This window comes from Agromyces sp. Leaf222 (assembly GCF_001421565.1).
Classification (GTDB): Bacteria; Actinomycetota; Actinomycetes; order Actinomycetales; family Microbacteriaceae; genus Agromyces.
The window spans coordinates 1,826,397-1,841,828 of sequence record NZ_LMKQ01000001.1; the positions used below are offsets into that span (position 1 = coordinate 1,826,397).

Consider the following 15,432-nt stretch of genomic DNA (forward strand, 5'->3'; position numbering starts at 1 on the left):
CAGTGCTGAGGCGGCTCCTCGGCACGCGTCCGCGCGAGGTCGCCGCCCTCGTCGTGCTCGCGACGATCGTCATCGTGCCGGTCGGCGTTGCGGTGCTGCATCCCGGATATCCCGTGGTCGACGTCGACCTCGACGCCCGAGACGTGTGGGTCACCAACGGCGACGAGCTCCTCGCCGGCCGACTCAGCAAGCCCATCGCCGAGCTCGACGGTGCCGTGAACACCACCTCGCGCGACATCGACGTGTTCCAGCACGGGGAGGAAGTCTTCCTCCACGACCGTTCCTCAGGCACGGTGCAGCGCATCGATCCGTCGTTCACCACCCTGACCGAGGCGATGAGCGTCCCGCTCGACGCGGAGATCGCCTACGGCGGCGACGTGCTGGCGATCATGGATCCCGGTTCCGGATCGGTCTGGACGGTCGATGCGGCGCTGCCGCTCGCCTTCGACGCGGCGACGGCGCAGCCGCTGACGAAGGTCGGTCCGGGCGGTCATGTCGCCGTCTCCGACGACGGAACGGTGTTCGCGACCTCCCCGCGCGATCGCGAGCTCGTGCGCATCGAGCCGGGTGCCGAACCCACCGCCTCGGCGCTGCCTCGTCTCGGCGACCATCAGGTGACCGCGGTCGGCCGGACCCCGGTCGTGCTCGATCTCGAGGACGACCGGCTGCTCGTCGGAGCCGACGAGATCGACCTTCCCGCGCACGCGCTGCGCCTCCAGCAATCCGGTCCCGCCGACGACTCGGTGCTCGTGGCGACCGGATCGGCGCTGCTCGACGTGCCCTTGACGGCCGGGGCCGCGGTGGAGAGCATCGACCCCGGGTTCTCGGGATCGTTCGATGACCCCGCCGACGTCTCGGCGCCGGTGCGGCTCGAGGGCTGCGCACACGCGGCCTGGGCGGGTGCGGCCAGGTACCTCCTCGCCTGCGACGGCGTCGACCCCCGCTCGGTCGACCTCGACCGGCAGACGCGCGGGTCGACCCTCGAATTCCGGGTCAATCGCAGCGTCATCGCGCTCAACGACCTGACCACCGGCAACACCTGGCTGCTCGACGACGACCTGCGTCTCGTCGACGACTGGGAGCAGGTCACCCCGCCCGAGGAGGAGGACGCCGAGGACGGGGAGGAGACCGCCTCCACCGAGAGCTTCGAGGACACCCTCGCCCAGCGCACCGACGAGAACCGTGCGCCGACCGCTCGCGACGACGAATTCGGCGTGCGTCCCGGACTCACGACCGTGATTCCCGTGCTCGACAACGACACCGACCCCGACGGCGACGTGCTCACCATCTCGGCCGTGCCCGAGGTATCGGCCTCGCAGGGCAGCCTCCAGCTCATCGACGGCGGTCGCGCGCTCCAGTTCACGCCGGCAGAGGGGCTCTCCGGCTCCCTCTCGTTCAGGTACACGGCCAACGACGGGCGACCGGGCGGGGTCGCGGAGGCGCTGGCGTCGATCTCGGTGCATCAGGCGGACGTCGACGAGCCGCCGGTCGCGCGCAGGGAGACCGTCACCGCCGTCGAGCAGGGCGGATCCACCACGGTCAACGTGCTGCAGGACTGGATCGATCCCGATGGCGACGCCGTCTTCCTCGTCTCTGCGACGCCGAAGTCCGGCGATCGTGCGAGTGCCGCCCCCGACGGCGAGCTGACCTTCGAGCACACCTCCGCCGAACTCGGGTCGAAGGAGGTCGTGTACGTCGTCTCCGACGGACACGGCACCGCGAGCGGCGTGCTCACCGTCGACGTCGAACCCGCCGGCACCTTGGCGCCGATCGGCACGCCCGACCACGTCCAGACCTTCGCCGGCCGAACGGCGGACATCCAGCCGCTCGGCAACGACGCGAGCCCGTCCGGTGCCCCGCTCGCCCTCATCGGCCTCGAAGAGGTGCCCGACGGCGTCGAGGTCGAGCCGAACCTCGAGCGCGGCTCGATCGGGTTCACGGCGGCGGAGCCGGGTTCCTACGAGGTGATCTACACGGTCGGCGCCGGCACGGAGACGAGCGTCGGCCTCGTCAGGGTCGATGTGCTCGAACCGCCCGACGGGGCACCCCCGCCGATCGCGGTCACCGACATCGCGTACCTGCGACCGGGGGAGCCACTCTCGATCCCGGTGCTCGCGAACGACGTCTCGCCGAGCGGCGACGTCCTCGCGGTGCAGTCCGTGCAGACCGACGGCCTCGACATCGCGCTGACGGTCGAGATGCTCGGCAACGCCGTCGTGCGTGCGACGCCGTCGTCGGCGCTCGTCGAGCAGACGCAGTTCCACTACACCGTGAGCGACGGGACGTCGACCTCGACGGCCGGCATCACGGTGGTGCCCGTGCCCCCGCTCGTGAAGCACCAGCCGCCGGTCGCGGTCGACGACTCCGCGCGGGTGCGTGCCGGCGACATCGTCACGGTGCCGGTGCTCGACAACGACCGTCATCCCGATCGAGCCCCGCTCAGCGTCGATCCCGAACTCGTCGTTCCCGATGGCACGCCCGGCCTGGCCTTCGTGAACGCCGACACCGTGCGCTACCAGGCTCCGGCCGAGCCCGGCGTCTACAGCATCGACTACCGGGTGGTCGATCCGTACCGCGAGAGCGCGGTCGCCACGGTGCAGTTCGTCGTGGTCGGCCAGGCCGGGGAGAACCTGCCGCCCGTCGCGGTGCCGGCGACCTCGCGACTGTTCGCCGACTCCACGGTGAAGATCCCGGTCGCGCTCGACGGCCTGGACCCCGACGGGGACTCGGTGGTGCTCCGGAGCATCACGACGTCGCCCAAGCTCGGGCGCATCGTGTCGACCGATGCCGGCACCATCGAATACCAGGCGTATCCGGGCATGGCGGGAACCGACAGCTTCGCGTACGAGGTCGAGGACACCGCGGGGGCGACCGCCGAGTCGACGATCAGGGTCGGGGTCGTTCCACGGCCGGCGACCGATTCACCGCCGAACGCCGTCGACGACACGGTCGAGGTTCCGCCCGGGCGGGTGGCGTCCGTGCCGGTCTGGCGCAACGACTCCGACCCGAACGGCTACAAGCTCACCGTCGCCGACGACCTGCTCGAGGTCGACGACGGCATCGAGGCATCCGTCGTCGACGATCGGGTCGTGGTCGAGGCGCCCGACGAGGAGGGAGCCTTCGCGATCCGCTACCAGGTCGAGAACGGGCACGGCGGCGTGGACTCCGCATTCCTGCACGTGCTCGTCACGACCGATGCGCGGCCGGTGCCTCCGACGTCCGTCGACCAGTTCGTCTCGATGGAGGATCTCGCGGCATCGCCGTCGGTCGAGGTCGACGTGCTCGACGGGGCGGAGAACGTCGGTGGACGCCTCGGCGACCTCGAACTCTCCCTCGTCGGCCCCAACCGCGACGCGGCCGAGGTCGTCGGTGCCTCCGAGGTGCGGGTGCGTGCGACCTCGTCTCGAACCACCATCGCGTATCGCCTCGCGAATCGCGACGGCCTCACGACGACCTCGTTCATCATCGTGCCGCCGCTCCCCGATGCGGCCGCGCACCAGCAGCCCCCGCTTCCGTACCTGAAGGACCTGCCTCCGCAGCAGACCGACCTGGACACGCCGATCGAGTGGGCGGTCGACGACCTCGTGGAGGTGCCGTCGGGACGACCGGCGCTGATCCTCAGCGCGTCGGCGACGAACGGCGACGGGTCCGCGGTGCGTGTGGACGGCGAGACGCTCCGATACACGCCGGCGCGCGGGTACCGCGGCCCGGCCTCGGTGAGCTTCCTGGTGACCGATGGCCGCTCGGAGTCGGACCCCACCGGGGCGAAGGTGCTCCTGACCCTCGCCGTCACCGTCGGCGATCCCGACCTCGAGGACGTGGCGCCCAAGTTCACCGCGCAGTCGGTCACCGTCGAGGCCGGCGAGGATCCTCAGGAGGTCGATCTCCTCGCGTCCACCTCCCATCCCAATCCCGCCATGCTCGAGCGAGTGGTGTTCTCGGGTCTGGCCGGAGCGAACTCCGACATCAGGGCCGGTCTCGCCGGCGCCGCGTTGACGATCGTCGTGCCGCGTGGCGTCCAACCGGGCGCTCGGGCGACCCTGACGTTCGACGTCGCATTGAACGGGCTCACGGTGCCGGGCGAGGTCGAGGTCACCGTCGTCTCCTCGACACGGCCGCTGGCCATGCCGGCAGACGATCCGTCATCGGCCGAGAACTCGACCTACCGGCCCTCGCAGACGGTCACGCTCGACGTGCTCTCGAACGACATCAACCCGTTCGAGGCCGAAGGCGAGCCGCTTCGCGTGGTCGGTGCACTGCTCGATCAGGCGGGCGCAGGGGCGAGCGCATCCATCTCCTTCACCGATGAGACCGTGACGATCCGCACGGGTGCCTCAGCGACCGGAACACTGAGCGCCGTGTACGTGGTGCAGGATGCGACCGACGATCGCACGCGTCGGGTGCAGGGGCGGATCCTGCTGTCGATCGTCGACGTGCCGGATGCGCCGCAGGCTCCCGCGGCCGTCGAGGGCGACGGCACGGCGAGCGTCACCATCTCCTCGACCGCGTCGAACAATTCGCCGATCCTCGACTACACCGTGACGTGGCCCGGCGGTAGCCTCACCGTGCCGACCGAGGGCACGTACACCGTCGGCGGCCTCCAGAACGGCACCGCCTACGCCTTCAGGGTCTCCGCGCGCAATGCGGTCGGCGATTCGCCCGCATCGCCCGAGAGTGCGACGGTGCGCCCGTACGGCGTTCCCGGAGCGCCCGCCGCGGCATCCCTCACTGCGACGTCGAACGGCACCGGCGACATGACCCTGCTCTGGTCCCCACCGGTGGCCGACGGCGGTCGCGGCATCTCGCACTACGTCTGGCGCGAAGTCGGAGTCGGCGGCACGACGCAGACCGGCGCCACCGCGGTGAACCTGCGCCGAACGGTGGGCACGACCTCTTCGTTCGAGGTTCAGGCGTGCAACGCGCGCGGATGCGGCGCGTGGACACGCTCGAACGCCGCCACGCCGTCCGCCCCGCCGCCCTGGACGCCGACCCGCTATCCGACGACGATCACGGCGACGACCTGCCCTGAGCCGAACTCGGCCTATCCGTCCGGACCGTGGAACGGCGACAGCGGCTGCTCGTTCCAGCCGCAGGGCGCACTCGGGGCCGGAACGGTCATCGATGCGGTCTGCTACTCGCAGCGGAACGGTCAGCCCTGGCTGTACTTCACCTCGGAGGTCGGCGTGTACGACGGATGGTTCGTCCGGGCCGACGACACGAGCAGGCCCGGGAGGTCGATCCCCGACTGCTGAACGGGCTCCGGATCAGCCGCACGCATGCGGAGGTCCCCCTCCGTATCGCTTGGACATCGAAGTACCATGGGAAGCCCTGCCCATTCGGGCGTGCTCGCCGACCGTGTTAGCGTGGGCCGCGGTCCGCCGAGCAGGCGACCCCCGCCGCCCATACCGACGGATGCAACGAGGAGTAGAGATTGGCCGGCTTCACCTCGTGGTTGCGTGCGCGAAAGACGCTCGCCTCGGGCGTCGCGATCGCCGTGCTCGTCGGCGCACCGGTCACGGTCGCGGTGCTGCACCAGGGCTTCCCGGTGACCGATCCCGACCTGCGCGCACGTGACGTCTGGGTGACCAATGCCGAAGAGCTGCTCGCCGGGCGCCTGAACCGCCAGATCGAAGAACTCGACGCCGCGGTGTCGACCGCGTCGAACGAGACCGATGTGTTCCAGAACGGTGACGACGCGTTCGTCTACGACCCCGCGGTCGGCTCGATCGAGCGCATCGACCCCTCGTTCACGACCCTCTCGCAGCGCATCGACGTGCCGCCGGCATCGAAGGTCGCCTACGGCGGCGACGTGATCGCCGTGCTCTCACCGGCCGGTGAGCTGTGGAACGTGCAGGCCGGCGCCGAGCTCCAGTTCGATTGGCGCGGCACCGACCCCATCGCGAAGCTCGGCGAAGACGCCGAAGTCGCGGTCTCCGACACCGGGACGATCTTCGCGACGTCGATCGCCAAGGAGCGCGTGCAGCGGTTCGAGCGCGGCAAGGCCGATGCGCCGCAGACCACGAAGATCGCCGATCTCGGTGAACACCAGATCGCGGCGATCGGCGAGCGCGCGGTCATCTTCGACGAGGAGCGCAACGCCGTCATCGTCGACGGTCGGGTCACCGAACTCGACGATGCCGGTCTGAGGCTGCAGCAGTCGAGCGCAGAGAACGACACGGCCTACGTCGCGACCGCGACCGGTCTCGTCGCAGTCCCGCTCGACGGTGGCAAGGTGCGCGAACTCGACGCCGAGGCGGCCGTCGGATCGGCAGGGGCGGCGGACGTCGCGGCACCGGTCTGGCTGAACGGCTGCGTGCACGGCGCCTGGGCCGAGGCCGGCCGCTACCTCGCGTCGTGCGACGGAGAGAAGCCGCGCCTGCTCGACATCGACCAGCCCACGGCCGCGGCACGACTCGAGTTCCGGGTCAACCGCGACGTGATCGCGCTCAACAACCTCACCAACGGCAACGCCTGGCTCGTCGACTCCGATCTCCGGCTCGTCGACAACTGGGAAGAGGTGACGCCGCCAGAGGAGAGCGATGAGCTCGAGGGCGACGAGAAGAGCGCGCAGCAGACCTTCGAGGACACGATCGCCGAGCGCACCGACCAGAACCGGCCGCCCGTCGCGCGTGAAGACGACTTCGGGGCGCGCCCGACGCGCACCACGATCCTCGAGGTGCTCGAGAACGACACCGACCCCGACGGCGACGTGCTGACGGTCTCATCCGTCACTGGCATCCCCGAGTCGATGGGGCGCATCGAGCAGATCGACGGCGGTCGCGCGCTGCAGTTCTCGCCGGCCGAGGGTGCCGCCGGCACGGTGTCGTTCCGATACTCGGTCGATGACGGCCGTGGCGGCGTCGCCGAGGCATCCGTCAACGTGCGCGTCGTGCCCGAAAGCGAGAACACCGCGCCCGTCTCGGTGCGCTCGGGGGCGATCAGCGTCGAGCAGGGGCAGCAGGTCTCGTACAACGTCGTGACCGACTGGATCGACCCCGACGGCGACGACCTCTACCTCGTGAACGCCTCCCCGGTCGGCGGCGACTCCGTGCGCTTCAGTCCCGACGGCAACCTGACGTTCCAGCACAAGTCGGCTGAGCTCGGCCAGAAAGAGGTGCAGTTCACGGTCTCCGACGGGCAGACGGCCGCGACCGGCATGCTCACGGTCGAGGTCAAGCCGTCGGGATCCCTGAACCCGATCGGCACGCCCGACTTCACGAGGGTGTTCGCCGGCGAGAAGACGCTCATCGAACCGCTCGTGAACGACGTCTCGCCGTCTGGTGCCCCGCTCTCCCTCCTCGGCATCGAGGAGGCTCCCGAATCGGCCGAGATCACGCCGAACCTCGAACGGGGATCGATCACGTTCTCGAGCTCCGAGGTCGGCGACTACGTGTTCGTCTACAACCTCGGGGCGGGCGCGACGGTCAGCGTCGGGCTGATCCGCGTGCAGGTCGTCGAAGCCCCGGCCGAGGCGTTGCCGCCCATCGCGGTGAAGGACACCGCGTACCTGCGCCCCGGCGAGCCGTTGTCGATCCCCGTGCTCGCCAATGACGTCTCGCCCTCGGGTCGGGTGCTCGCGGTGCAGTCCGTCGACGACACGGCGACCGACGGGCTCGTCTCCGTCGAGCTCCTGACCAACACGGTCGCTCGCGTCACGGCCTCCGCCGCGCTCGATCGACAGCTGCAGTTCGCGTATACGGTCTCCGACGGCGTCGGCACCGCCACGACGACCGTCACCGTGGTTCCGGTGCCGCCGCTCGTGAAGAACCAACCGCCGGTCGCCACCGAGGACACGGCGATTGTCCGGGCAGGCGACATCGTCACGGTGCCGGTCACGAGGAACGACTTCCACCCCGACGCCGCCGCGTTCCACGTGCTGCCCGAACTCGCGTTCGGCGACGACTTCAAGGGCCTGGCGTTCGTCGACGACGACACGGTGCGCTACCAGGCGCCAGAGGAAGCCGGTGTCTACAGCCTCTCCTACGCGATCGGCGACGACCACGAGCAGACGGCCAAGGCGAAGCTCACGATCACGGTCGTCGGTCGGGGCAGCGAGGGCAATCGAGCACCGCTGCCGACGCCGATCACCTCGCGAACCTTCGAGGGCTCCGCCGTGAAGATCGACATCCCGCTCGACGGTCTCGACCCCGACGGCGACTCCGTCACGCTCACCGGCATCTCCAGCACGCCGTCCCTCGGCCGCGTCGTCGAGCGCACGAGCACGAGCCTCACCTACGAGGCGCTGACCGGTTCGGCAGGTACCGAGACCTTCACCTACGAGGTGCGCGACACCTATGGTGCGAGCGCCACCGGCACCATCCGCATCGGCGTCATCCCGAGGCCCGTGGTGCAGCTGCCGCCGAGCGCGGTCGACGACTCGATCGAGATGAAGCCCGGTCGCACGGCGTCGGTCGAGGTCCTGCTCAACGACTCCGACCCGAGCGGCTACAGCCTCCGGGTCGAGAGCCTGCCCGATGTCGACGAGGGGCTCGAGGCCGAGATCCGCGACCTCCGACGCGTCGTCGTCAAGGCGCCCGACCAAGAGGGCGCCTACACGATCCGCTACGAGATCTCGAACGGCCATGGCGGTGCGGACGCCGCATTCCTCCAGATCGCGGTGACCGACGACGCGGTGATCCTCCCGCCGACCGCCGAAGACCAGGTGATCGAACCCGAAGAGGTGCTCGACGGCGAAGACGTGACCGTCACGCCGCTCCGCGATGCGACGAACCCGGGCGGGCTCGTCGAGGACCTCGTCGTCACCGTCGAGGGTCCCAATGCCTCGAAGGCCGAGGTCGACTCCGACGGTCGCATCACGGTGAAGCCCGGGCGCGATCGGTATGCCGTCGCGTACCGGTTGACGAACGACCTCGACGACCTCTCGGCCATGGCCTTCGTCATCGTGCCGCCCGTACCCGCCGGCGACGACGCCGTCGAGGAGACGCAGCGGCCTGAGGAGACGCCGAAGCCGAAGACGCCAGAGGAGCTGCAGGCCGAGGAGAAGGCGAAGTTCCCGGCGCCGTACCTGAAGGACCTCGATCCGATCATCGTGCCCATGAACGGCCGCATCGCGTGGAGCGTCAACGACCTCGTCGAGGTTCCCTCGGGCAACCCGGCGCTCATCCTGACGGCGAACGCGAGCGCCACCGACGATGAGGTCCTCGTCGACGGCACGCACCTGCAGTACATCCCCAGGCAGGACTTCCGCGGCTCAGCCTCCCTGACGTTCCAGGTCACCGACGGCAAGAGCGCAGACGACCCGATCGGCCGCACCGCGATCCTGACGCTGCCGATCACCGTCGGCGACCCCGACTTCAACGACACGCCACCGAGCTTCACGCCGCGGTCGGAGACCATCGAGGCAGGCGAGGCGGCGCGTACCGTCGACCTCCGGCAGTCGAGCGACCAGCCGAACCGCGACAACATCGAGCGGTTCACCTACACGAACCTCGGCGGTACGTCCGAGGACATCCAGGCCGAGATCATCGACGGCGCGACGCTCTCGTTCAAGGCACCGCTCGGGGTGCAGCCCGGCACCGAGGCGAGGCTCACCTTCGACGTGAACTTCAACGACTTCACGGTGCCCGGCTACGTCGACGTGAAGGTCGTCTCGTCGACACGGGCGATGCCGCGCACCGTCGACGACGGCCCGTTCGAGATGAATCGCAGCGACGCGAAGCTCATCGACGTGCTCGGCAACGACTTCAACCCGTTCGAGCAGGACGGCGTGCCGCTGCGGGTGGTCGGAGCCGAGATCGATCAGGTCTCCGTCGGCTCGACCGCCTCCGTCTCGTTCACCTCGACCGACATCACGGTGCGCACCGGCGCGGCCTTCACCGGCACGGTGAGCGTGATCTACCGCATCGAGGACGGCACGAAGGACCCGTTGCGTCAGACCACCGGTCGCGCCACCGTGATCGTGCGCGCGCCACCCGACCAGCCGAACAGGCCTGCAGCGAGCGCTTCGGATGCCGCGGCCACCGTGCGGTGGAACGAACCGGCCACGAACAACTCGCCCATCACCGGCTACGAGGTGCAGTGGGACGGCGGCAGCAGGTCGTTCGGCGCTGGTGCGGCCGGATCGGACCAGCCGATCACCGGGCTGACCAACGGCACCACGTACACGTTCCAAGTGCGTGCTCAGAACGAGAAGGGCTGGGGCGAGTGGTCGTCGGCCAGCGCTGCGGTGACCCCGTACGGCACCCCGTCCGACGTCCCGTCGGTCAGCGCGTCGCCTCGCGGCTACGGACCGACAGCGGTCGACTTCTCGTGGGGGGCTCCGAACATCAGCGGCGGCGGTTCGATCCACTACCAGATCAACCTCGACAACGGCGGCTGGTCCGACATCGGCGGTGGGCGCTCCCACGCCATCGGCGGCATCGGCGTCGGCACGCACAACGTCCAGGTCCGCGCGGTCAACGACGGCAGCGGTCGGGCGGGAGGCGCGGCATCGCGCAACTTCACCGTCGAGCAGCAGCCGCCGCCGGTCCCGTCGGGCCGGATCGGCAAGGGGCCGAGCCGGTCGTGCGACAGCGGTGGCGGCGGCTGCGCCGAGGTCCGCATCACGTGGTACGACATGGCGCCCGGGCGCTACAAGGTGTTCGCGACGGTGAACGGCGCCTCGTGCTGCAGTTACCAGCAGACCGTCGACATCGGAGCGAACGGCCAGTTGCAGCTGCTGAACCACCTCGGTCGCCGCAGCGAGAACATCGCCGTGCGGTTCGAGGCACAGGGAGGCGGCGCCGTCTCCAAGACCCTCGGCGAGATCAGCGGGTCGACGTGGAACAACATGGGATACAACACGTGGTGAACGCGAGCCGCGTCAGGGACATGAACGGCGCCGACCCCGGCCCGGAGATCAAGGAGCACCAATGGCAGTAACGCAGGAGCAGGCGCAGTGGTTCCAGGACGCCTTCTCGAAGCTCGTCGACAACATCGACCAGGCGATCCTCGGCAAGCGCCATGTGATCGAGCTCGTCGTCACGGCGCTCCTCTCCGACGGGCATGTGCTGCTCGAGGACTTCCCCGGCACGGGTAAGACCGTGCTCGCGAAGGCGCTCGCGAACACGCTCGACGGCACGCACTCGCGCATCCAGTTCACGCCCGACCTGCTGCCGTCCGACGTCACGGGTGTCACGATCTTCGACCAGGGCAAGGGGCACTTCGAGTTCCACCGCGGCCCGATCTTCGCGTCGATCGTGCTCGCCGACGAGATCAACCGCGCGAGCCCGAAGACCCAGTCGGCGCTCCTCGAGGTCATGGAGGAGGGTCGTGTCACGGTCGACGGCGTCGGCTACGAGGTCGGCAGCCCGTTCATGGTCATCGCGACGCAGAACCCGGTCGAGCAGGCCGGAACCTATTCGCTTCCCGAGGCGCAGCTCGACCGCTTCCTCATCAAGACGTCGCTCGGATACCCCGACCACGAGACCGCCGTCACGCTGCTGCTCGACTCGGCCAACCGCGCCCGTGCCGGCAAGGTCACCCCGATCATCGCGTCGAGCTCGGTGACCACCATGGCCCAGCTCGCGTCGGAGGTCTACGTCGACGCCTCGGTGCTCTCCTACCTCAACGAGCTGGTCACCGGAACGCGCGAGCACAAGGACTCCGCGCTCGGCGTCAGCATGCGCGGCGCGCTCGCGCTGGCCCGTGCGACCAAGACCTGGGCCATCGCGCACGGCCGCACGTACGTCACGCCCGACGACGTGCGCGAGCTCGCGGTGTCGGTGCTCGCGCACCGCATCATCGTCGACCCCGAGGCCGAGTTCGCCGGCGCCACCGCCGAGGACATCGTCGCCTCGGTGATCGTCGACGTCGCCCCGCCCGCCTACCGCGCCGCATGAGCGCCGAGCCGCGCGCGCCCCGACCCCCGTCGCAGGCGCGCATCGCTGCACGGGCCGTCGGGCGTTCGCTCGCGGCATCCGCTCGCTCGGCGCAGGGGGGCGTCGCTCGCGGCGCCCGTCGGGTCGCCGACTGGGCCGCGCCGGTCACCGGCGTGATCTCGGTCACCGGATGGCTCGTGCTGCTCGCCTCGCTCGTCTCGTTCATCGTGGCCTGGGCGCTCGGCTGGATCGAGCTCGCGTTCCTCGGGGCGACCCTGCTCGCCGCGATGCTCGTGAGCGTGCCGTTCACGCTCGGCCGAATGCACTACCGCGTCGAGGTCGCCCTGCAGCCGACGCGCGTCGTCGCCGGGGAACGCGCCTTCGGTCGTCTCGCGGTCACGAACACGGGCGCGAAGACGTCGATCCCGTCGCGACTCGAGCTGCCCGTCGGCGCCGGTCTCGCCGAGTTCATCGTGCCTGCGCTGCCGGCCGACGACGAGCACGAGGAGCTCTTCGCCGTGCCCACCAACCGCCGCGCGGTCATCGTCGCCGGGCCTGCGGTCTCGGTGCGCGGCGACCAGCTCGGCCTGCTGCGCCGCATCGTGCGCTGGAGCGAGCCCGTCGAGCTCTTCGTGCACCCCGTGACCGCACGCCTCAAGCCGTCGGCGGCGGGGCTCGTGCGCGACCTCGAGGGCGAGGTCACGAAGACCATCACCGACAACGACATCTCCTTTCACGCCCTGCGGGCGTACCAGCCCGGCGATGCGCTCCGCAACGTGCACTGGCGCACCTCCGCGCGCACAGGCCAGCTCATGGTGCGCCAGTACGAGGAGACCCGCCGATCGCAGCTCGCGCTGCTGCAGCGCACCGAACGGGCGAACTACGCCTCCGACGAGGAGTTCGAGCTCGGCGTCTCGGTGCTCGCCTCGCTCGGCGTGCAGGTGATCCGCGATGCGACGCGCGTCGACGTGCTCACCGAGGAGCTCAGCCTTCGCACGGCGACCCCGACCGCGCTGCTCGACGACACGAGCCGCATCGCCGCGGCATCCGGAGCCTTCGACTCGATGCGGTCCTTCGTGCGCGATCGCACCAAGCGGCTGTCGCCGCCGAGCGTCGCGATCATCGTCGCCGGCTCGATGGTGCCGCTGGCCGAGTACCGGTCGGCTGAGACCGTCTTCGGGGCCGACACGCAGACCCTGGGCTTCCGCGTCGAGCTCGGCGCGACCTCGCGCATCGCGAAGGTCGCCGGAACCACCGTCGTCACGGTCGGCGCCCTGTCCGACCTCTCGCGCCTGGTCGGGAGGGTGCGCCCGTGAACCGCATTCCGCGTACCGCCGTGACCGACCTCGTCGTGCTGTCGGTGCTCTCGCTGCTCGCCGTGCTCGGCTACGAGACGAGCTTCGGCGACCTCGACTTCCTGCTCGCGGCCGTCGCGGGCCTCGTCGTCGGCACGGCCGCCGCGCTCCTCGGCACCGTCCTGCGGCTGGGCGTGCTGACCACGGTCGTGCTCGGCCTCGCCATGTACTTCGTGCTCGGCACGCCGTTCACGATGCCGGAGTCGGCGATCTTCGGGGTGCTGCCGAGCCTCACCTCGCTCGCCGGCCTCGCGATCGGCGCGGTCTACGGCTGGGCCGACATCCTGACGATCGGCACGCCGGTCGAGGCTCCCTACTACGTGGCCGTGGTGCCGTACGTCGCCGCATGGGCGGTCGCCCTCGTCGGCTCGATGCTCGTGCTGCGCTGGCTGCCGAAGCGCCGAACCGTCGCCCGCAGTGCCGTGATCCTCATCGGCCCGGTGCTGCTGTTCATCTCCGGCATCCTCCTCGGCACCGACGAGGCGTTCTACGCCGGGGTGCGCGGAGTGGCGTTCGCCGTGATCGCGCTGGTCTGGCTCGCCTGGCGACGGGGATCGGATGTCGAGACCGACGCAGCCGGCGCGCGACGGCTCCGGGCGCAGAAGGTCCGCGGATCCGCCGTGGTCGTGGCGGGCGCCGTCGCGATCGGCGCCGTGGCCGGGCTGGCCGTCGCCCCGATCGCGCCGGAGCGTTTCGTGCTTCGCGATCAGGTCGTGCCGCCGTTCGACCCGCTCGAGTTCTCGAGCCCGCTCGCCGGGTTCCGCAACTACACGAAGGACCTCGCCGAGGAGCCGTTGTTCACCGTCACCGGGCTCGAACCCGGCGACATCATCAGGCTGGCCTCGATGAACTCCTACACGGGCCGGCTCTGGAACGTCGCCGGCCCGGGCGACTCCGACGACGACGGCGGCTACGCCATCACCGGACCGACGCTGCCGCAGCCGCCGCTCGCGACGCTCGGCAGCACGCGCTCGATCGAGCTCGACGTGTCGGGGTACGACGACGTCTGGCTCCCGACCGTCGGATACGGCACCGAGCTGAAGCTCGACGACACCGGCAGCGCCGGCCGTTCGGGCGACCTGCGCTACAACGCCGCGGCGGGCACGGCCGTGCTGACGAGCGGCGTCGGCGAAGGCACCCGCTACCGGCTCGACTCGCGCATGCAGGTCGAACCGAGCGACGAGGACCTCGCCGACGTGCCGGTCGCCACGATCGAGCTCCCGCCGGTCGAGAACGTTCCCGACGTCGTCACGGCGAAGGGCGAGGAGTACGCCGGCGACGCGACCACGCCGATCGAGCAGCTCCGCAACATCGAACGCGGCCTCAAGACCAACGGATTCCTCAGCCACGGTCTCGCGTCCGACTCGATCGCCTCGCGAGCAGGCCACGGTGCCGACCGGCTCATCGAGCTCTTCACGCGGTCCTCGATGGTCGGCGACGAGGAGCAGTACGCCTCGGCGATGGCCCTCATGGCTCGTCAGCTCGGGTATCCGTCGCGCGTCGTCATGGGCTTCGCACCCGAGGTCGGAGAAGACGACGATTCCGTCGAGGTGGTCGGCGAAGACGTCACGGCCTGGGTCGAGGTGCCGTTCGAAGGGGTCGGCTGGGTCTCGTTCCGGCCGACGCCCGACCAGGTCGACGCACCGCAGGACCAGACGCCGAAGCCGAAGTCCGAACCGCAGCCGCAGGTGCGCCAGCCTCCGCGCGCCGAGCACGTCGAGGACGACCTGCTCTCGACCGTCGAGATCGACGACACCGACGACGAGGACAAGGACCGCCCCTTCCGGATTCCGGGCTGGGTGTGGGTCACGGCGGCATCGCTCGGCATCCCGGCCGCGATCGTGTTCCTTCCGATGCTCTTCGTCGCGATGGCGAAGGAGCGGCGTCGCCGCCGCCGTCGTGGCCGCGGCAACGAGATCGCGGCGGCCGCGGCCTGGGACGAGCTCATCGACCGCTACGCGGAACTCGGCTTCGAACCGCCCGAGCGCTCGTCGCGGCTGCAGACCGCACGCGCGCTCGAGCACCAGGCGGTCGAGCAGGGGGTCCTGCCGAACTCGGATCCGGGCTCGCTCCGGCTGACCGCACTCGCGGCGAGCGTCGACCGCGACGTCTTCGACGGCCAGCAGGTCGCCTCCGAGACCGTCGTGAAGCGATGGAGCGAAGCGGATGCCGCGGCAGCCGTCGTATCGGCGGCAGTCGGGCGCTCGCGCCGGCTCATCGCCCGATACCGCATGCGCCGACGTCGGTAGACTGCCTGC

Annotated in this window: 5 protein-coding genes; all 5 read left to right on the plus strand. The window is 70.2% G+C overall.

Annotation, left to right across the window (positions count from 1 at the left end; genetic code table 11):
• Positions 1-2: 2 nt before the first annotated feature.
• On the plus strand, positions 3-5,252 hold the full coding sequence (locus ASE68_RS08050; protein WP_055857142.1) for an Ig-like domain-containing protein: 5,250 nt from the start codon (positions 3-5) through the stop codon (positions 5,250-5,252).
• 179 nt (positions 5,253-5,431) lie between these two features.
• Entirely contained in the window at positions 5,432-10,810 is a 5,379-nt protein-coding gene (locus ASE68_RS08055; RefSeq protein ID WP_055857147.1) for an Ig-like domain-containing protein, read from the plus strand.
• A 61-nt stretch (positions 10,811-10,871) separates the two neighbouring features.
• Positions 10,872-11,840 carry a MoxR family ATPase gene (locus ASE68_RS08060; RefSeq protein WP_055857150.1) on the plus strand — a complete coding sequence of 323 codons (969 nt, stop codon included), beginning with the start codon at positions 10,872-10,874 and terminating at the stop codon, positions 11,838-11,840.
• Positions 11,837-13,135, plus strand: coding sequence for a DUF58 domain-containing protein (locus ASE68_RS08065; RefSeq protein WP_055857154.1), 1,299 nt, complete (start codon positions 11,837-11,839; stop codon positions 13,133-13,135). The genes ASE68_RS08060 and ASE68_RS08065 overlap by 4 nt, the downstream gene beginning before the upstream one ends.
• Positions 13,132-15,423, plus strand: a complete 2,292-nt coding sequence (locus ASE68_RS08070; protein WP_055857157.1) for a transglutaminase family protein — start codon at positions 13,132-13,134, stop codon at positions 15,421-15,423. Before ASE68_RS08065 ends, ASE68_RS08070 begins: the two co-directional genes overlap by 4 nt.
• The last annotated feature ends 9 nt before the right edge of the window (positions 15,424-15,432 follow it).